The sequence below is a fragment of the Modicisalibacter xianhensis genome (genome assembly GCF_900113605.1).
GTDB lineage: Bacteria > Pseudomonadota > Gammaproteobacteria > Pseudomonadales > Halomonadaceae > Modicisalibacter > Modicisalibacter xianhensis.
Genome location: NZ_FOPY01000011.1, coordinates 68,071 through 87,291, shown reverse-complemented (window position 1 = coordinate 87,291; position 19,221 = coordinate 68,071). Strand labels below are relative to the sequence as shown.

The following is a 19,221-nucleotide window of genomic DNA, read 5'->3' as shown; positions in this document are numbered from 1 at the left end:
CATCCGCCGGGCCTGCTTCAGGCCCGGCAACCGACGACACGGCCCGGTGGAGTGCCGGGCCACATCACCCCTGCCTGGACGCTGGAAGACGCTGGAAAAGGTACACCTCTGTGATCAAAGCTCAGGCAATCGACAGGCTGCGCCGGCTGAGAGTCAATCTCTGGATAATGGGTACGGCCTTACTCTTCACAGGTGTTGCCCAGGCGGCACCGCACGCCATTACTACGTTGCCGTTGATCGCTGAAGGCGAAGGCCAGTGGCGCCTGCCTGCTGGCGAGTATCACGGCCAGTTCACCATCGATACGTCAATGCAACTGCGCTGTGAGCCAGGCGCAGTGATCCATGCACAGGGGCAGGGCAACGCACTGACCATTGCCTCTGCCAATGTGGCGGTCGAAGGCTGCACACTACGCGACTGGGGGCGTGACCTGACCGCCCTGGACTCGGGCATCTTCATCGCGTCGCACGCCCGCGATGCGGTCGTGCGCAACAATCGCCTTGCGGGGCCGGGTTTCGGCATCTGGGTCGACGCCACCCGCGACGTCAGCGTGATCGGCAACGACATCGAGGGCGATACCACCGTGCGCTCGCAGGATCGCGGCAATGCCATCCATCTCTATGCCGTGAGCGGCGCCCGGGTGATCGGCAATCATGCCCGGCACACCCGAGACGGCATCTATATCGACACCTCGAACGGCAACCGCCTCGAGGGCAATGTGCTCGAGGACCTGCGCTACGGTGTGCATTACATGTTCTCCCACGACAACCAGGTGATCGGCAACATCACCCGCCGTACCCGCACGGGGTATGCGCTGATGCAGAGCCGCCAGTTGACGGTGATCGGCAATCGCTCCGAGCAGGACGAGAACTACGGCATCCTGATGAATTACATCACCTACTCCACGCTCAAGGACAACGTGGTCGTCGGCGTACGCCATGGCAGCGCAGGTGGGGATGGCATGGTCTCGGGTGCCGAGGGAAAGGCGCTGTTCATCTACAACTCGCTGTTCAACGCCATCGAGAACAATCACTTCGCTGACAGCACGCTGGGCATTCATCTCACGGCGGGCTCCGAGGACAACCGCATCGTCGGCAATGCCTTCGTCGACAACCAGCAGCAGGTCAAGTACGTCGCCGTGCGCACCCAGGAGTGGTCGGTCGACGGTCGGGGCAACTACTGGAGTGACTACCTCGGCTGGGACCGCGACGGCGACGGCCTGGGCGATGTCGCCTACGAGCCCAACGACAACGTCGACCGCCTGATCTGGCTGTATCCGCAGGTCCGTCTGCTGATGAACAGTCCCGGCATCGAGCTGCTGCGCTGGGTGCAGCGCTTGTTTCCCGTCATCAAATCGCCTGGCGTGCAGGACAGCCATCCACTGATGCAACTGCCGACCCGGGCGCTGCTCGCCCCATTACAGGAGCCAACGTCATGAATGCCGTCGAACTCGAAGGCGTCCGTCAGCGCTACGGCAGCATGAACGTGCTGCATGGCCTGGACCTGCAGCTCGCCGAGGGCGAAGTGCTGGGCCTGTTCGGCCACAACGGGGCCGGCAAGACCACCACCATGAAGCTGATTCTTGGTCTGCTCCAGGCCAGCGAGGGGCGGGTGAGCGTACTCGGTCAGTCGCCGCACGACAGGCAAGTGCATCGCCAGCTCGGCTACCTGCCCGAGAATATCGTTTTCTATCCCCAGCTCACCGGCCGCGAGACGCTGAAGCACTTCGCCCGTCTGAAAGGGGCCCCTGCTGCACAAGTCGACGAACTGCTGGAACAGGTGGGGCTTGTCGAGGCCGCCAATCGCCGCGTCAAGACTTACTCCAAGGGCATGCGGCAGCGCCTGGGGTTGGCCCAGGCACTGCTTGGCACGCCGCGCCTGTTGTTGCTCGACGAGCCGACGGTGGGACTCGATCCCATTGCCACCCTGGCGCTGTACCGGCTGGTGGATCACCTTCGCCAGCAGGGGACCAGCATCATCCTCTGTTCGCACGTGCTGCCGGGCGTCGAGGCGCATATCAGCCGGGCGGCGATCCTGGCCCACGGGCGCCTGCAGGCCATCGGCAGCCTGGACAGCCTGCGTGACGCAGCGGACCTGCCGGTGAGGCTGCGCGCAGCGGGCATCGCGCAGCGCGAGGCCTGGCTGCAGCGCTGGCGCGGCGAGGGCCATGTGGCACAGCCGCTGGGTGATGCTGGGGTTGAGGTCACGCTCCGTCGCGCCCACAAGCTGGGGTTGCTGCGCGAGCTATTGGCGGAAGGAGCGCCAGACGACATCGAGATCCACCAGCCCTCGTTGGACGATCTTTATCGCTATTACATGGAGCGAGCCCACCACGCACCAGCCGAGAAAAAGGCGCAGCCAGAGGAGGCCATGGCATGAATCCGATCTGGAACATTGCCCGCAAGGAACTCAGCGATGGCCTGCGCAACCGTTGGATCGTCGCCATCGGCCTGCTGTTCGCCGTGCTTGCGGTTGGCATCGCCTGGCTGGGAGCTGCCGCCTCGGGGCAGGTGGGCTTTACCTCGATCCCGGCCACGATTGCCAGCTTGACCAGCCTGGCCACCATCCTGATACCGCTGATCGCCTTGTTGCTGGCCTACGACGCCATCGTCGGCGAGGACGAGGGCGGCACCCTGATGCTGCTGCTGACCTACCCGCTAGGGCGCGGCCAATTGCTGCTCGGCAAGTTTGTCGGTCATGGCCTGATCCTGGCTCTGGCCACGTTGCTCGGTTTCGGCGCCGCGGCACTGGCTATTGCCGTGCTGGTGGATGGCGTCGCGCTGGACCTGCTGTTCCGGGCCTTCGGGCGCTTCATGCTGTCATCGGCCTTGTTGGGCTGGGTCTTCCTGGCGCTGGCCTATGTGCTGAGCAGTCGGGCCAGCGAGAAGTCCCGGGCCGCCGGCCTGGCCCTGGGCGTGTGGTTCGGGTTCGTGCTGGTGTTCGACCTGGTGCTGCTGGCGCTGCTGGTACTCGGCGAAGGCCGCTTCAGCCCCGAGCTGCTGCCCTGGCTGCTGTTGCTCAACCCGGCCGATATCTACCGCCTGATCAACCTGTCCGGCTTCGAGGCCAGCGGGGGCGTGTCGGGTGTCATGGCCCTGGGCAGCGAGCTACCGCTGCCGAGCGTCATGCTGTGGGGCTGCCTGATGTTGTGGGTCGGTGGCGCCCTGCTGCTGGCCTATGCCCTGTTTCGTCGACGTGCGGCGTGAGTGAGGAAGACATGAAGACAACGCTAACCCTGGTCGAGGCGCGTACTGCCGCGCTCGGATTGTTGCTCGGCTTGCTCCTGGTGGCGTGCAGCGACCCCGAAGCGCAATCCCGGTCACTGACGCCGGTGGACTTTCACGCCAGTGACGAGTGCCACGTCTGCGGCATGATCATTACGGAGTTTCCGGGACCGAAGGGACAGGCGATCGGCGCGGATGCCGTCAGAAAGTTCTGCTCCACGGCCGAGATGCTCGGCTGGTGGCTGCAGCCCGAGAACCAGCGCCTCGATGTGAAACTGTACGTGCATGACATGAGTCGCAGCGACTGGAACCGGCCTGACGATGCGCACCTCATCGATGCTCGCGAGGCGTTCTATGTGCTCGGCCCGGCCCTGAAAGGCGCGATGGGCGCGGTGCTGGCGTCATTCTCTGAAGAAGAGAGCGCCCAGACACTGGCCGCCGAACAGGGCGGACATGTGCTGCGCTTCGAACAGATCGACCTGGCCATGCTGCAGCAGGCCATGGGCATGCACGGGGCGGGGCATCACTAACCTGGGCGGCCTGAGCGCAGGCCGCCTTATCTGGCAAGAGGAATGAAACCATGGGCATCAGTGTCTGGCAGCTTCTTATCGTCCTGCTCATCGTCGCGCTGCTGTTTGGCACCAAGCGGCTGAGAACGGTCGGCTCGGACCTGGGCGGCGCGATCCGCAGTTTTCGGCGGGAAACGAATGAAGAGGAAAGTCCTTTCCAGTCCGAGGTGGTGCGCCTGAACAAGCGTGAGCGGGGCTAGCCTGCTCACGGTTCGAGAATGCGAATCTCGCGGTTCCAGCGGGCCATGAAGGCATCGCGGCGCAGCGGGTCGACGAACGCCAGCAGCGAGGCATTGATCGGGATCGGGTAGAGCCGCTCGCCGACCTGATCGCGCAGACGCTGGGCGGTATAGGGGCCGATGACTTCGGGCAGCACGCTGAACAGCGGCGTGCTGCCGGCGAGGATGCGCTGGCCCTCGACGCTGAGCAGGAAATCGACGAACGCCTTGGCGGCCATCGGATGCGGCGCGTCACGATGCACGAAGGCCATGCGCATCATCACCAGCGCATAATCCTGGGGCACCTGCACGATCACTTCCGGATGGGTCTGAGCCCAGTGCATGGCATAGGAGCCCAGCAGGTTGTAGCCCACCCAGTACTTGCCTTCGGTCAGGCCATCGAGCATCGCCTGGGTGTTGTCCTCCAGGCTGACCTCGGCGGCGCCCATGGCAGCGACCAGGTCCCAGAAGCGCGGCGAGTAGCGCGCGTCCTGCTGGAACAGGGTGTAGCCGACCCCGCTGCGGCCCGGCGAATAGGTCGTCACGCGTCCGCGAAGAAGATCCTGGTGCGTGGTGAGGATGGTGTGCAGGTCGGCATGCGTTGTTGGCGGAATCATGTGGCGTACCAGATCGAGCCGGTAGACGGTGACGATGGGCTCGAAGGTGAAACCGAACACCTCGTTGCGCCACTTGGCCCACTGCGGCCAGCGGCGGGCCGCGGGGCTGACCAGCGGCTGGGCCAGGCCCTCGTTGACCCGGGCCAACTGCCAGGGCATGGCGGAACTGATCACCACGTCGGGAGCCGGTCGGACCTCGCGGGCGCGTCGATCGACCTCCAGCGTCGACCGGTCGTGATAATGCAGCGCAATATCGGGATAGGCGCGTTCGAAGGCCGCGAGCAGCGGCGCGATGACCTGGCGGTCCAGTGCGGCCTCGACCACCAGGGGTGTCCTGGCTTGGGCCAATGCAGCGAGTGGCATCAGGCAGGCCAGCAGCAGGCAGCACAACCAGCGGTGCAGCATCTCAGGTCTCCTTGGGCAACGCCGGAAAGCGGATGTCGATTCTCAGGCCATGCCCGGGGGCATTGTGCACGTCCAGGCGGGCATCGTGGCGTCGGGCGATGGAGTCGACGATGGCCAGGCCTAGGCCGGAACCCTGGGTGTCCTGGCGTCCACCTCGCTCGAAGGGCTGGTGCAGGCGGCCGAGCAGGTCGTCGCTCACGCCGGGGCCGTCGTCCTCGATGCTGAGTGTCACGGTGCCGGGCTGTCGTTCCAGCCCCAGGGTAATCACGCTGCCTGGCGGCGTATAGCGCAGGGCATTGTCGATCAGGTTGCCGATCATTTCCTGCAGTGACCAAGGCTCGCCCTGGATGTACACCGGCCCCTCGGGGAGCGGCGCCAGGCCCAGATCGTGGTGCTGGGCGGCATCGCGCTCGGCCCACTCCATCAGCGTATCGCGAAGCACGGCCGCCAGGTCCACCGTATCCCGCCCCCCCTCGCTGGCATGGCGCAAGCGGGCCAGACTCAGCAACTGGCCGGCCAGGCGGCTGGTGCGTGCCGCGCTGTCATGGACGGTCTCCAGGGCGTGGCGCCACTCATCGGGTTGCTCGCTCTGTAGGGCCAGCTCGCTGGTGCTCTGCAGCCCGGCCAGTGGTGTCTTGAGCTGATGGCTGGCATCGGCGGTAAAGCGCAGCAGCGCATCGCGACCTTCACGCTGGCGAGCGAACAGCGCATTGAGCGTTTCCGCCATGTCGTAGAGCTCTCCGGGAACGTGCGCATGCAGCGGGCGCACGTCGTCGGCATCGCGCTGGCGCAGCAACTGGCGCAGGCGACGCACCGGGCCGAGCGCGGTACGAATGGCCAGCAGCATCAGCAGGCCGGCAACCAGCACCATGGCCAGAAAGCGCGTCAGGGTGCGTACGAACAGGTCGCCGGCCAGTGCCTCGCGCCCCGACAGGGTATGCCCGACCCAGATCTGTACCGGGTCCAGCGACTCCCAGCCGGCGGATGTCAGCTCACGGCCGTGCAGGCGGATGGGCGTGCCGTGATGCTGCACGGTCATCCACACCGGCCCGGCCTTGGCGGCATGCTGCCAGGCGGGCGTCACGGCCCCGTCGAGATTGCCGGTGACCTCGCGTCCGGTCGTGTCGAGGATGGCGTAGAACACCCGCTCCTGCTGGTCGGTGGCCAGGATCTGGAAGGCCGCCGCCGGCATTTCCACCACCGGTCGGCTGTCCTGCCATTGGATGGCCTCGGCGATGGTCAGGCCCGCCGCCTCGAGCTGGCTGTCGTAGGCGCGGTCGGCGGCGCGCTGCGCGCTGGTATAGGCCTCGACCAGCAAGAACGCGCCCAGCACGCCGACGGTGGCCAGCAGCCAGGCTCCCAGGCGCCGTTTTAGCGTGCCGTCGACGACGATCACGTCGAGTCATCCTCCAGCCGGTAGCCCAGCCCGCGCAGGGTACGGATACGCAGCCCGCTACCCTGGAGGCGTTTGCGCAAACGACTGATGTACACCTCCAGGGCATTGGGCCCCACGTCACCGAAGCCGAACAGACGATCGACCAGCAACTCTCGCGGCGCGATGCGTCCGGCATGCAGCAACAGGCCTTCCAGCAGGCCAAGTTCACGGCGCGGCAGGGCCAGGGGCTCGCCGTGCAGCGTGGCGGTGCCCGAGGCAGGGTCGAAGCACAGCGGCCCGAACTGCAGGCGGTTGTCGGTACGCTGCTGGCTGCGGCGCAGCAGGGCGCGTACCCGGGCCTCGAGTTCGGCCAGCGAGAACGGCTTGGCCAGATAGTCATCGGCGCCCAGGTCGAGTCCGCGAACGCGCTCGTCGACGCCGTCACGGGCGGTGAGGATCAGCACCGGCGTAGTGTCGCTGCGTTCACGCAGCTCGGCGAGCAGCGTCAGGCCGTTGCCGTCGGGCAATCCCAGGTCGAGCACGACCAGGTCGAAATGGCCATGCGCCAGGGCCGCCCGGGCTTCGCTCAGCCGCGAGAACGTCTCGACGGTATTGCCCAGCGGGCCCAGGGCCTGTTCGAGGGAGCGGGCGATCAACGGGTCGTCTTCGACGATAAGCAGGCGCATTGGACCAAAGTCTCACGGGGATGAAGCGCGGATGACAGGTTGATGAAAGGTTGGGCCTCTAGCATCTCCCGTGTCATCGACGCGATGACGGCAGGGAGGGATATCCCCTCGCATTCACAACAAAGAAACAGGAGTCCGCCATGAAATTCAACTCGGCATTCCGCCACTGGTCCTCGCTGTTGGTGCTCAGCGGTGCGCTGGCGACCGGCACGGCCCAGGCCCAATCCGACGCTTCCGAGTGTATCGCACCGGCCAAGCCGGGCGGTGGTTACGACCTGACCTGCCGCCTCGCGGCCAACGGTCTGCAGGAGACCGGGCTGATCGACAAGCCGATGATGGTCAGCTACATGCCGGGCGGTATCGGTGCGGTGGCCTACAACCACGTCAATGGCGTGCGCAGCGACGATCCCAACCTGATCGTGGCGGCGAGCACCGGGGCCGCCGTCAACCTGGCGCTGGGCAAGTTCGGCCAGTACGACGCCGACGAGGTGCGCTGGCTGGGCGCGCTGGGTGCCGACTACGGCGCCATCGTGGTCAAGGCCGACGCGCCATGGCAGACCCTTGATGAACTCATGAAGGACCTCAAGACCCAGCCCGGCAAGATCGTCTTCGGTGCCGGTGGTACCGTGGGTAGCCAGGACTGGATGAAAGCGGCGCTGACCGCCAAGGCGGCGGACATCTCGCCGCGCGACCTGCGTTACGTGGCCTTCGAGGGTGGCGGCGAGTCACTGGCGGCGCTGCTGGGTGACCATATCCAGGTCTTCACCGGTGACATGTCGGAACTGCGTCCGCATCTGGAAAGCGGCAAGGTGCGCGTGCTGGCCTCGCTGTCCGAAGAGCGTCTGGGCGGGCCTTATGCCGAGATTCCCACCGCCGCCGAGCAGGGCTACGATGTGCAGTGGCCGATCTGGCGTGGCTACTACATGGGGCCGGAGGTCAGCGACGAGGCCTATCAGGAATGGGTGAACAAGCTCGAGACACTGTCCGAGAAGGAGAAGTTCGCCGAGCTGCGTGAGGCGCGCGGACTGTTCCCGATGTCGCGCTTCGGCGATGACTTCGACAGCTACGTCAAGGACCAGGTCGCCCAGTTCAAGCAACTTGCCGACGAAGTGGGTCTGACACAATGAAGCTCGCCGCCGACCGCATCCTGGGACTCGCCCTGATCGGTCTGGCGGCGTTTGCCGCCGCCCAGGCCGCCAACCTGCAGATCCCTTTCAGCTACGAACCCGTCGGGCCCAAGGCCTTCCCCATCGTATTGTCGGTGGTGCTGGCCGCGTTGTCCCTGGTGCTGGTGTTTCGCCCGGGCGAGAACGGCCACTGGCCCGACAAGGCGCTGGCCCTGAAGCTGCTGGCGGTGCTGGGCGTGCTGCTGGTCTACGCCCTGCTGTTCACGCGCCTGGGATTCATCGTGACCACCTTCTTCGCGGTGCTGGCCCTGGCCCGGCTGTTCGAGGCGACCTGGCTCAAGGCGCTGATTGCCGCGGTACTGATGTCGCTGGGCAGCTTCTACCTATTCACCCAAGGGCTGGGAATTTCCTTGCCAGGCGGCTACTGGCTGCCCGACTTCACCTGAGGAGCCCGGCATGTTCGATTTTCTGATAGACGGTTTCGGTGTGGCGTTGAGCCCCCTCAATCTGGGGCTCGCCTTTCTGGGGGCGATGTTGGGCACGCTGTTCGGTGCGCTGCCGGGCATCGGCCCGATCAACGGCATCGCCATTCTGATGCCGCTGGCCTATACGCTCGGCCTGCCGGCCGAGTCGGCGCTGATCCTGTTGGCCGGGGTGTACACCGGTGCGGAGTACGGTGGGCGCATGTCGAGCATTCTGCTCAACGTGCCCGGCGACGCCGGGGCGGTGATGACCACGCTCGACGGCCACCCGCTGGCCAAGAAGGGCCTGGCCGGGCCGGCGCTGGGCCTGTCCGCGGTAAGCTCGTTCGTCGGGGCGACCATCGCCATCATCGGCCTGACGCTGTTCGCGCCGCTGCTTGCGCAGGTAGCCGTGATGTTCGGCCCCGCTGAGTTCTTCGCGCTGATGATTTTCGCCTTCGCGTCAATGGCGGTAATGATGGGCAAGGATCCGATCAAGACCGCCATCGGTGCGGTACTCGGCGTGATGATCGCCATGGTGGGCGTGGACTCCGGCACCGGCGTGCTGCGCTACACCTTTGGCATGGCCGAACTCTACGACGGTATCGACTTCGTGGTGATGATCATCGGCCTGTTCGCGATTAGCGAGATTCTCTTGATGCTCGAGCATGCCAATCGCCAGGATGCCGGCGACGAGATGCCGCCGCTGGGTCGGGTGATGGTCAGCTTGAAGGAAGTGCTGTACTGCAAGTGGACCATGCTGCGCTGCGGGCTGATCGGCTTCATCGTCGGCGTGTTGCCGGGCACCGGCGCCTCCGTGGCCGGTGCGGTCTCGTATACCACCGAAAAGCGCCTCTCCGACAAGGAAGGTACCTTCGGCACCGGTAACATGCGCGGTCTGGCCGCGCCCGAAGCGGCCAACAATGCCGCGGCGGCGGGCTCCTTCGTACCCATGCTGACGCTGGGCATCCCGGGTTCGGGTACCACGGCGGTGCTGCTCGGTGCACTGATGCTCTACAACATCACCCCCGGCCCGATGATGTTCTCCGAACGCCCCGAGGTGGCCGGTGGCCTGATCGCCTCGCTGTACATCGGCAACGTGGTACTGCTGGCGCTCAACCTGCCCTTGGCGGGGCTGTTCGCCAAGGTCTTGACCATCCCGCGCTGGGTGCTGGTACCGGGCATCGCGATCCTGGCCTTCGCCGGCGTCTACCAGTTGCACTCCGACCTGATGGCCATCTACCTGATGCTGATCATCGGCGTGTTCGGCTACCTGCTGCGCAAACTGGGTTTCTCGCTGGCACCGGTGATTCTCGGCTACGTACTCGGCGGGCTGATGGAGGACAACCTGCGTCGCGCCCTGTCGATCAGCGGCGGTGACGTCGGCATCCTGTGGCAGTCGGGCATCTCGCTGGGGTTGTGGATCGCCGCGGTCCTTCTGCTGGTGTTGCCATGGCTGCTGCCGAAGCTGCTGACCCGCAAGTCGCTGGACGGCGCCTGACGCTTGCCGCATCCTCTGGCGGCGCTGGGCCCGGGATCGGTAGTGCCGATCCCGGGCCCTGTGCATTCCATGACCACATGACAGAGGGGTTGCCTTGATTGCCACGATCAAAGGCCGGTGCGTCGCGACCGGCAAATTGCTTCCCACACTCGCCATCGGTGCCGTCGGTGGCGGCATCGCCTATGCACTCGACGTGCCCTTGCCCTGGCTGCTGGGGGCGTTGATCGCCACCACCCTGCTCAGCCTGGGTGGCGTGCGGCTGCGTGCGCCCACCACCTCGCGCAAGGCGGTACTGGTGGTGATCGGGGTGATGCTCGGCGCGGCGTTCACCCCCGATATTGCCGGCGACGTGACTCTGTGGGGTACCAGTCTGGTGCTGATGCTGCTGACCACGGCGGTGATGATGGCATTCTCGGTGTGGTTCGGTCGGCGTATCGCCGGCTACTCCATGGATACCGCGATGTATTCGGGAGTGCCCGGCGGGGTGTCGGCAGTAACGCTGATGGCGGCGGATTCGCAGGCCGACCTGCGCGTGGTAGGGCTGACCCATGCGGTGCGCATCCTGGTACTGCTGCTGGCGATACCACCGGCGCTCAACCTGATCGGTCACGTCAGCCTGCAGTCGCGCAGCATGACGCTGGCCGAGTGGCTGACGGTTCCGGCGTTCGGCGATGCATTGCTGCTGATCGGGGCCGGCGTGATCGGCATGTGGCTGGGACGGCGGCTGCACCTGCCCAACCCGTTGCTGTTCGGCCCCGTGCTGTTGTCCGGAGCCCTGCACATCACCGGCGTGACCGAGGCGGCCATTCCGCCGACCATCGTCGCGCTGGCGCAGATCATCATCGGCGTCTCGGTCGGGGTGCGTTTCGGGGGAACGTCACTGGCGGCGGTGGGGATGAACCTGCTGATGGCTGTGCTTCAGGCGGTGGCGCTGCTGCTGATCGCTATCGCCGCCGCCTGGCTGGTGCATGCGATCACCGGCTATTCGGCGGCCGCGGCATTGCTGGCTTACATGCCGGGCGGGGCACCCGAGCTTAGCCTGGTGGCGTTGTCGCTGGGCATCGATCCGGCTTTCGTGACCTCTCACCACCTGCTGCGCATTACCGTGTTGATCATGGTAATGCCGCTGTTGCTGAAGGCCTTTCAGCGACGCCGGGCCTGAGCGGAGCGGCCCGGCGGTGACCCTGGCTACCACCAATGCTGGGGATAGCGCCGATGGCGGGCCAGGTTATTGACCAGGATCGCCACGCCGAGCATCAGCGCACAGCCTGCGGCAACTGGCATGAAGGCGTAGGTCCAGCCCAGCGAGTGCAGTTCACCGGTGCCGATCACCGCAATCAATGCTGTGGCCCCGCCGGGGGGATGCAGGGTGTGGGTAAGCTGCATGGCCAGGATGGCGGTCGATACGGCCACCGCGGCGGCCAGCCAGGAGTCGCCCAGCCATTGCCAGCTGAGCACGCCAATCAGTGCCGAGAGCACGTTGCCGCCGAGCACGTTGCGCGGCTGTGCCAACGGGCTTTCCGGTGCGGCATACAGCAGCACCGACGTTGCGCCGAAGGAGCCGACCATCAACAGCGAGTGGGCCTGCAGCGACAGGCTGCTCAGCCAGCCCACGCCTGCCATGCCGACGAAGGCACCAAACCACGACCACAGGGCATCGCGCCAGCACGGTGGCCTACGCTCAATGGGGGCTCCCTTCATCTTGCCCAGGTAACTCTTGACCATTGGCTTCCTTTTATACGGTCCCGAAAAGGCGGCCTATCTTGCCAAAACCGTGCAAATTCCTGAAATAGCCAATGGTTATGGTGACCATTGCCATGCGTCAGAGCGCCGCATATCACTTCAGCCCCAGGCGCTTGCCCAGGCGGTGCAGGTTACCGCTATCCACCCCCAGGGCCCGGGCCGTCGCCGCCCAGTTGTCGCTGTGACTGGCCAGGGCGCGACGAATGTGCCGGCGCTGGAAGTCGTCGGTGGCGTCACGCAGCGTGGTCCACTCGTCCTCGCGTGCCGGTAACGCATGAATTTGTGGCGTCGGCTGCTGTATCGCCGCGGAAATCGATGGGGCGTCCGTGGCGGGCAGGTCGAGATGCTGGCGGGTGATGCGCACGGTGAGCCGCTGACGCTGGCCATCCTCGGGCTCGCGCTGGGCAGCCAGCGTATCGCCCAGGGCACGCAGGGCGGCCCGGCTCAGGGTGTGTTCGAGCTCGCGCACGTTGCCCGGCCACTGCCAGCCCAGCAGGGCCAGCTCGGCATCCTCGGCCAGGCGCAGGTTGGCCAGGCCCAGGCGGATTCGGTTCTCCTCGAGAAAACTCCCGGCCAGCAGCGGGATGTCCTCACGGCGCTCGCGCAGCGCGGGCACTTCCAGCGGAAAGGCGCTCAGCCGGTGGTACAGGTCCTCGCGGAAGCGCCCGGCGGTGACTTCGGCGGCCAGGTCGCGGTTGGTGACGGCGATGATACGCACGTCGATGTGCTGCACGCGTTCGCTGCCCAGCGGCTGGATCTCGCCTTCCTGCAGCACGCGTAGCAGCTTGGGCTGCAGGGCGAGCGGCAACTCGCCGATCTCGTCGAGCATCAGCGTGCCGCCATCGGCCATGGCGAAGTGGCCGCGATGGTCCTTGATTGCCCCTGAAAATGCCCCGCGGCGGTGCCCGAACAGTTCGCTTTCGATCAACTGCTCGGGCAGGGCAGCGCAGTTGACCTGCACCAGTGGCCCCTGGTGGCGGGCGGAGCGACCATGCAACTGGCGCACGATGCGCTCCTTGCCGACACCGGTCTCGCCGTGCAGCAGTACACTCATGTCGGTCGGCGCGACCAGCGCGATGGCCTCGTCGAGCCGGCGCATGGCAGGGCTGTGCCAATGCACCGGTGCCGGTGGCTGGCGTTCGGCATCGAGCGCTTCGCTGAGTCGTGAGCGGGTTACGCTGAGTTGTGTCGCCAGACGCAGGCAGGTGCCGAGCAGGCTGGCGGCGGCGAGCAGTTCGTCCTCGTCGAGGCTGGCGAGGCGGCCCTGCTCCAGGGCGTCCAGGGTCAACAGCCCGGTCAGCCGGTCGCCGTCGCGCAGGGCCACGCCCAGGCAATCGTGGACGTCGCTGAGGTCCTCGTCGATCAGCCCATCGAAGGGATCGGGCAGAGGACTATCCGGCGGGAAACGGCACACGCCACGGTGGGCGGCGATGGCCGCCAGGCGTGGGTGAGCGGCGAGCGTGAAGCGTCGCCCGCAGACCTCGTCGGGCAGGCCGAGCACGGCAACCGGTTGCAGGCCGTCGTCGGTGGCGACCATCAAGGTGCTGGCATCGGCAGGGTAGGGCCCGACCAATGCCTCGAGCAGCCGCGCCCAATGCTCATGCAGTGTCTCGGTAGACTGGCCTTCGCCCAGGCGGGCCAGCAGGTCGCGCAGCGTGATCAGAAACGATGTCATAGTGATAGTCTGGCAGCCGAAGTGTCCAAGTGACAATGACAGGCAGTGTCTATTTTACATGAGGCGTGTCGGCCAATGGGCCGGGACGCCACAGGCCGGAGACGCCTGGCGCCCATTGGCCAAGGGCCTCGGGCCGTTGCTGTGGCAGAGTGCCGCAGTGGCGTTTTCGGGAGGGAGTCTGGCACGAGCGTTGCTCCTTACGGGCCGACAATATCATTTCCCCTGAAGGAGACGCTTCATGCTCACCCAAGAACAGGAACGCATCATCGCCGATACCGCCCCCGTCGTGGCCGAACACCTCGAAGCCATTACCCAGCGCTTCTATCCGCTGATGTTCGACCGCTACCCGGACGTGAAGGCCCTGTTCAATGCCGCTCACCAGGCCAGCGGCAGCCAGCCTCGGGCGCTGGCCGGTTCGGTGCTCGCCTATGTCCAGCTGCGCCAGGACCCTGCGCGCGCCAGGGAGGTGCTGGGCACCGTGGTCAGCAAGCACGTGTCGCTGGGCATCCGTCCTGACCAGTACCCTATCGTCGGCGAATGCCTGATGGCTGCCATTGGCGAGGTGCTGGGCGAGGCCGTGACACCCGAGATCGCCGATGCCTGGAGCGCGCTGTACGGTGAACTCGCCGGCCTGCTCATCGAGCTTGAAGACCAGCGTTATCACCAGTTTGCGTCATTGCCCGGCGGCTGGCGCGGCACACGCACCTTCCGTATTGCCGACACGCGTCAGGAAAGCGCGGTGATCCGCTCCTTCGTGCTCGAGCCCGAGGATGGTGGACCGGTCGCCGACTTCGCGCCGGGCCAGTTCATCGGCATCAAGCTGACCATCGACGGCACGCCGGCTTATCGCCACTATAGCCTGTCGGCGGCGCCCAACGGCCGCAGTTACCGGATTTCCATCAAGCGCGAAGGGGAGGGCCAGGTCAGCCGGCATTTCCACGACACGTTGAAGGTCGGTGATCGCCTCGAACTGTTGCCACCCGCCGGCGAGCTGACTCTCGACGCAAGCAACGCTCCGATCCTGTTGCTCAGCGGCGGCGTCGGCCAGACCCCGATGCTCTCGCTGGCCGCCCAGGCGCTGGCGGAAGGCCGCGAAGTCACCTACCTGCATGCGGCGCTGGATGGCGAACATCATGCCTTCGCCGACGAAGTGAAGGCGCTCGAAGCGCGCTACCCGCAGCAGATGCGCGTCGTCACGCTCTACGAGCGTCCGCGGTCCGAGGATACGCCGGATCACACCGGGCGCATCGACCGCAGCCTGCTGGCCCGCTACCTGCCCGGCAATCGTCCGCAATGCTACTTCGTGGGGCCGCAGGGCTTCATGAGCTGTGTGGATGCGCACCTGGACGACCTGGGCGTCCCAGCGGCACGGCGCCACTACGAGACCTTCGGGCCGTCACGTCCGTTGCACGCCGCCGCCTGATCGTTGCATCGTCACCCAACGCCAGAGGGCCATCACTCATGTGATGGCCCTCTGGCGTTATGGAACATGTTGCACCCGGGCTAATCCGGCTCGGGGACCATGACCGGGCGCTGGGCCAGCGACAGGTAGACTCCCAGAGCACCTGCCCCGGCCAGGGCGATGACCAGCACCATCGGCAGTGCCGTGCCGTCGTAGAGCCGACCGACCAGGGCGCTGGAGGCCGCCGCCGAGCCCATCTGGATGAAGCCCAGCAACGATGCTGCGGTGCCGGCCATGTGGTGGAAAGGCGCCAGGGCGCCGGCGATCAGCTGGGGCATCATCATGCCCGAGCCGATGGCATAGATGACCTGCGGGCCGATGATCGCCGCGACGGTGTCGGCCCCGCTGGCCACCAGCGACACCACCAGGATGCCGGCCAGCACCAGCAGGCTGCCGCCAGCCAGGATCAGGCGGTGGCCGCCCACGCGTGCCGTCAGCCTGGCCCCCAGCAGATTGCCTGTAATGAATGCCGCCACCACGAACAGGAAGTACCAGCCGAAGTGGGCTTCCGGCACTGCGAACAGTTCGATCAGCACGAACGGTGCACCGGACATGAAGCCGTAGTGGCCAGCGAACATCAGGCTGACTGCCAAGGCATGCGCCAGGAAAGCGCGGTTACCGAGCGCGGCCAGGTAGTTACCCGCCACCGTACGCGGATGCAGCGTCTGGCGACGATCATGGGGCAATGACTCGGGCAGACCGACGCCGACCACGGCCAGCGTGAGCGCGGCATAGAGCGCCAGAGCCAGAAAGATCGACGACCAGCCGAACGCCACCAGCAGCGCGCCGCCGGCGACCGGGGCCAGCGCCGGTGCGATGGCTGTGGTGCTGCCCATGTAGGCCAGCTTCTTCGCCGCATCGATTGGGGCAAAGGTGTCGCGGATCATCGCCTGGGCCAGCACCATGCCGGACGCCGCACCGAATGCCTGCAGGAAACGGTAGCCGAACAGCACGGTGATGCTATCGGCGAACATGCAGCCCACGCTGCCCAGGCAGAACAGTGCCATGCCACCGAGCAGCAGCGGCTTGCGGCCGAAGCGATCGGCCAGCGGGCCGCACAGCAACTGGGCGATCGCCAGGCCGATCATGTAGGCGCTAAGGGTCATCTGGATACGATCGGCGCCGACGCCGAACGTCTCGGCCATGGCGGGAAAGGCCGGCAAGTACATGGAAGTGGCCAGCGGTCCCATCGCCACCATGGCGGCCAGGACCACGACGGCAATCGGCGAGGTGAGCTTGATCATGGGCATCCCTTCGGTGATCGGGCTGGAATTCTACGCCGTTACTAACGGTATTAGCCAGCTAACGAAGGGTGAATGCACAGGCAAAAAAATGGACCGCGAAAGCGGTCCAAGGTACGCAGGGAACTGAAGGGTCGTGCTGGGGCTGAGCCCCACAGGGCCAGAGGACGGCCATCGAGTTACGTCCTGTGGCTCTGTTCGTGATGTCTCGCCAGTCGGGCGAGACATGCCAAACAAGGCGTCCTTGCGGGAGTCCGTTCCAGATGCCGTGGCATCCCTGGCCCGAAGGCGCGGCGTTTCATCCGTGGACTGGCGGAGGAGTGTTCTGGGGTAGCGACGTTTTCACGTGCTTTCCTCGTCAGTCATATCCTGATGTAGCGAGACTGATGCCAGATTTAATAAATAGTTTTAAAAACAGGATCTTATTTCTAACGTTTTGTGATATTTCTCCACGGTTGCGAGACAGGAAGCGCATCCGGGCAAAAAAGCGTCAGCGATTGACGACGTCGGCAGGGGAAGGAGTACTACTCTTCTTTTATTTCAACGATTTGCTGCGTATCGAAACGCCGACAACTCAAGTGAATGCGTAAAAAAACGACGCCCCTGCTTTTGGCAGGGGCGTCGCGTTCGGCGGCTAGTGGGCCAGCCGGTGGCTCACTCCGTCAGGCTCAGGCCTTGGACAGCTTGCCCAGCGCGGCGTTGAGCGTGGCGCTTGGACGCATGGCCTGGCTGGCCAGCTCGCCGTTGGGGTGGTAGTAGCCCTGGATGTCGACCGGCTTGCCCTGCACCTGGTTGAGCTCGTTGACGATGGTCTGCTCTTCGGCTTCCAGCGTCTTGGCCAGCTCGGTGAACTGCGACTTCAGCTCGGCATCCTCGTCCTGGTCGGCCAGGGCCTGGGCCCAGTACAACGCCAGGTAGAAATGGCTGCCGCGATTGTCGATTTCGCCGACCTTGCGCGACGGCGCCTTGTTGCTGTCGAGGAACTGACCGTTGGCCTGGTCCAGGGTCTTGCCCAGTACCTTGGCACGCTGGTTGTCGAAGGTATTGCCGAGGTGCTCGAGTGAGGCGGCCAGGGCCAGGAACTCACCCAGGGAATCCCAGCGCAGGTGGTTTTCCTGCAGGAACTGCTGGACGTGCTTGGGCGCGCTGCCACCGGCACCGGTCTCGAACAGACCGCCACCGTTCATCAGCGGCACGATGGAGAGCATCTTGGCGCTGGTACCCAGTTCCATGATCGGGAACAGGTCGGTCAGGTAGTCGCGCAGCACGTTACCGGTGACGGAGATGGTGTCCTTGCCGGCGCGGATGCGTTCCAGCGAGAAGCGCATCGCCTCTTCGGGCGCCATGATATGGATGTCGAGGCCGCTGGTGTCGTGATCCTTCAGGTAGTGCTCGACCTTCTTGATCAACTGGGCATCGTGGGCGCGGTTGGCATCCAGCCAGAACACGGCGGGAGCGCCGCTGTCACGTGCGCGGGTCACGGCCAGCTTGACCCAGTCCTGGATCGGCGCGTCCTTGGTCTGGCACATGCGCCAGATGTCGCCCTTCTCGACGGCGTGCTCGAAGACCACGTTGCCCTGCTCGTCGGTGACGCGCACCGTGCCTGCGGCGGGAATCTGGAAGGTCTTGTCGTGGGAGCCGTACTCCTCGGCCTTCTGTGCCATCAGGCCGACGTTGGGCACACTGCCCATGGTGGTCGGGTCGAAGGCGCCGTGCTGCTTGCAGTCCTCGATCACGGTCTGGTAGATGCCGGCATAGCAACGGTCCGGAATCACCGCCTTGGCGTCGTGCAGCGCATCGTCGGTGCCCCACATCTTGCCGGAGTCGCGGATCATCGCCGGCATGGAGGCATCGATAATCACGTCGCTGGGTACGTGCAGGTTGGTGATGCCCTTGTGGGAATTGACCATCGCCAGGCTCGGGCGCTCGTTGTACAGCGCCTGGATATCGGACTCGATCTCGGCCTGCTTGTCCTCGGGCAGTGACGTGATGGTCGCATAGAGGTCACCGATACCGTTGTTGGGATCGAAGCCGACCTTGGCGAGATCGTCGGCGTGCTTGCTCAGCACGTCCTTGTAGAACTCGGACACCACCATGCCGAACATGATCGGGTCGGAGACCTTCATCATGGTCGCCTTGAGGTGCAGCGAGAACAGCACATCCTTGGACTTGGCGTCCTCGATGGCCTCGGCGATAAAGGCGCGCAGGGCGTTGCTGCTCATGACCGCGGCATCGACGACTTCACCGTCGAGAACCGGGGTCTTCTCCTTGAGGACAGTCGTGCTGCCATCCTGACCGACCAATTCGATCTTGAGGCTGCCGGCGGCGCCCAGCGTGGCGGACTTTTCGCTGCCGTAGAAGTCGCCCTCGCTCATGTGCGAGACGTGGGACTGGGACTCGCTGCTCCACTCACCCATGCGGTGCGGGTACTTGCGTGCATAATTCTTTACCGACAGCGGGGCGCGGCGGTCGGAGTTGCCTTCACGCAGTACCGGGTTCACGGCGCTGCCCTTGACCTTGTCGTAGCGCGCCTTGATGGCCTTCTCTTCGTCGGTCCTGGGCTCTTCGCTGTAGTCCGGCAGCTTGTAGCCCTGCTGCTGGAGTTCCTTGATGGCGGCCTTGAGCTGCGGTGTGGAGGCGCTGATATTGGGCAGCTTGATGATGTTGGCTTCGGGGGTCTTGGCCAGCTCGCCGAGTTCGGCCAGGTGATCGCCGATACGCTGCTCTTCGCTCAGCACATCGGGGAACTGCGAGATGATGCGGCCGGCCAGCGAGATGTCGCGGGTCTCGACTTCGATACCGGCAGGGTCGGTGAAGGCATCGATGATCGGCAGCAGCGAGTAGGTCGCCAGCGCGGGGGCTTCGTCAGTCAGCGTGTAGATGATCTTTGGCGTTTTGGACATGTCTGCATTGACCTCT

17 protein-coding genes are annotated in these 19,221 nt (G+C 65.4%); 10 read left to right on the top strand and 7 right to left on the bottom strand.

The window, feature by feature from the left end:
• Nucleotides 1–110 precede the first annotated feature (110 nt).
• The 5 genes from BM194_RS13870 to tatA are packed head-to-tail and all read left to right on the top strand — an operon-like array spanning nucleotide 111 to nucleotide 3,991.
• Nucleotides 111–1,436 carry a nitrous oxide reductase family maturation protein NosD gene (locus BM194_RS13870; RefSeq protein WP_244890974.1) on the top strand — a complete coding sequence of 442 codons (1,326 nt, stop codon included), beginning with the start codon at nucleotides 111–113 and terminating at the stop codon, nucleotides 1,434–1,436.
• Nucleotides 1,433–2,377 (top strand): ABC transporter ATP-binding protein, encoded by a 945-nt coding sequence (locus BM194_RS13865; RefSeq protein ID WP_092847778.1) that lies wholly within the window; start codon nucleotides 1,433–1,435, stop codon nucleotides 2,375–2,377. Before BM194_RS13870 ends, BM194_RS13865 begins: the two co-directional genes overlap by 4 nt.
• On the top strand, nucleotides 2,374–3,204 hold the full coding sequence (locus BM194_RS13860; protein ID WP_092847776.1) for an ABC transporter permease: 831 nt from the start codon (nucleotides 2,374–2,376) through the stop codon (nucleotides 3,202–3,204). The genes BM194_RS13865 and BM194_RS13860 overlap by 4 nt, the downstream gene beginning before the upstream one ends.
• 11 nt (nucleotides 3,205–3,215) lie before the next feature.
• Nucleotides 3,216–3,752 carry a nitrous oxide reductase accessory protein NosL gene (locus BM194_RS13855; protein ID WP_092847773.1) on the top strand — a complete coding sequence of 179 codons (537 nt, stop codon included), beginning with the start codon at nucleotides 3,216–3,218 and terminating at the stop codon, nucleotides 3,750–3,752.
• 50 nt (nucleotides 3,753–3,802) lie between these two features.
• Nucleotides 3,803–3,991: a twin-arginine translocase TatA/TatE family subunit gene (tatA, locus tag BM194_RS13850; protein ID WP_092847769.1), complete on the top strand. Its 189-nt coding sequence runs from the start codon at nucleotides 3,803–3,805 to the stop codon at nucleotides 3,989–3,991.
• 5 nt (nucleotides 3,992–3,996) lie between these two features.
• On the opposite strand, the gene BM194_RS13845 is transcribed toward tatA, so the two are convergent.
• Genes BM194_RS13845 through BM194_RS13835 form a run of 3 tightly spaced genes read right to left on the bottom strand, consistent with a single transcriptional unit; the run spans nucleotide 3,997 to nucleotide 7,092 of the window.
• Complete coding sequence (locus tag BM194_RS13845) at nucleotides 3,997–5,031, bottom strand: ABC transporter substrate-binding protein (RefSeq protein WP_092847764.1); 1,035 nt, start codon at nucleotides 5,029–5,031, stop codon at nucleotides 3,997–3,999.
• A gap of 1 nt (nucleotide 5,032) precedes the next feature.
• On the bottom strand, nucleotides 5,033–6,427 hold the full coding sequence (locus tag BM194_RS13840) for a sensor histidine kinase (RefSeq protein ID WP_092847760.1): 1,395 nt from the start codon (nucleotides 6,425–6,427) through the stop codon (nucleotides 5,033–5,035).
• Nucleotides 6,424–7,092, bottom strand: a complete 669-nt coding sequence (locus BM194_RS13835) for a response regulator (protein ID WP_092847757.1) — start codon at nucleotides 7,090–7,092, stop codon at nucleotides 6,424–6,426. Before BM194_RS13835 ends, BM194_RS13840 begins: the two co-directional genes overlap by 4 nt.
• A gap of 140 nt (nucleotides 7,093–7,232) precedes the next feature.
• Between BM194_RS13835 and BM194_RS13830 the strand changes: the two genes are divergently transcribed.
• The 4 genes from BM194_RS13830 to BM194_RS13815 all read left to right on the top strand — a co-directional run bounded on the left by BM194_RS13830 (nucleotide 7,233) and on the right by BM194_RS13815 (nucleotide 11,343).
• Entirely contained in the window at nucleotides 7,233–8,219 is a 987-nt protein-coding gene (locus tag BM194_RS13830; protein ID WP_092847754.1) for a Bug family tripartite tricarboxylate transporter substrate binding protein, read from the top strand.
• Nucleotides 8,216–8,665, top strand: a complete 450-nt coding sequence (locus BM194_RS13825) for a tripartite tricarboxylate transporter TctB family protein (protein WP_092847752.1) — start codon at nucleotides 8,216–8,218, stop codon at nucleotides 8,663–8,665. Before BM194_RS13830 ends, BM194_RS13825 begins: the two co-directional genes overlap by 4 nt.
• A gap of 10 nt (nucleotides 8,666–8,675) precedes the next feature.
• Nucleotides 8,676–10,181: a tripartite tricarboxylate transporter permease gene (locus tag BM194_RS13820; protein ID WP_092847749.1), complete on the top strand. Its 1,506-nt coding sequence runs from the start codon at nucleotides 8,676–8,678 to the stop codon at nucleotides 10,179–10,181.
• Between the two features lie 94 nt (nucleotides 10,182–10,275).
• Nucleotides 10,276–11,343 carry an AbrB family transcriptional regulator gene (locus BM194_RS13815; protein ID WP_092847746.1) on the top strand — a complete coding sequence of 356 codons (1,068 nt, stop codon included), beginning with the start codon at nucleotides 10,276–10,278 and terminating at the stop codon, nucleotides 11,341–11,343.
• 26 nt (nucleotides 11,344–11,369) lie between these two features.
• Here the strand turns inward: BM194_RS13815 and BM194_RS13810 are convergent, their stop codons facing one another.
• Together BM194_RS13810 and norR are read right to left on the bottom strand one after the other, a co-directional pair.
• Nucleotides 11,370–11,906 carry an HPP family protein gene (locus BM194_RS13810; RefSeq protein WP_092847743.1) on the bottom strand — a complete coding sequence of 179 codons (537 nt, stop codon included), beginning with the start codon at nucleotides 11,904–11,906 and terminating at the stop codon, nucleotides 11,370–11,372.
• 112 nt (nucleotides 11,907–12,018) lie between these two features.
• Nucleotides 12,019–13,599, bottom strand: coding sequence for a nitric oxide reductase transcriptional regulator NorR (norR, locus tag BM194_RS13805; protein WP_092847739.1), 1,581 nt, complete (start codon nucleotides 13,597–13,599; stop codon nucleotides 12,019–12,021).
• Between the two features lie 238 nt (nucleotides 13,600–13,837).
• On the opposite strand from norR, the gene hmpA reads away from it, so the two are divergent.
• The gene (hmpA, locus tag BM194_RS13800; RefSeq protein WP_092847736.1) at nucleotides 13,838–15,022 is read left to right on the top strand and encodes an NO-inducible flavohemoprotein; all 1,185 of its coding nucleotides are present in this window, start codon (nucleotides 13,838–13,840) and stop codon (nucleotides 15,020–15,022) included.
• A gap of 80 nt (nucleotides 15,023–15,102) precedes the next feature.
• Here hmpA and BM194_RS13795 read toward each other — a convergent pair whose 3' ends face one another.
• A complete protein-coding gene (locus BM194_RS13795) occupies nucleotides 15,103–16,305 on the bottom strand; it encodes a multidrug effflux MFS transporter (RefSeq protein ID WP_092847734.1) in 1,203 nt (400 codons plus the stop codon).
• Between the two features lie 665 nt (nucleotides 16,306–16,970).
• On the bottom strand, nucleotides 16,971–19,205 hold the full coding sequence (locus BM194_RS13790; RefSeq protein WP_092847730.1) for an NADP-dependent isocitrate dehydrogenase: 2,235 nt from the start codon (nucleotides 19,203–19,205) through the stop codon (nucleotides 16,971–16,973).
• Between the last annotated feature and the right edge of the window lie 16 nt (nucleotides 19,206–19,221).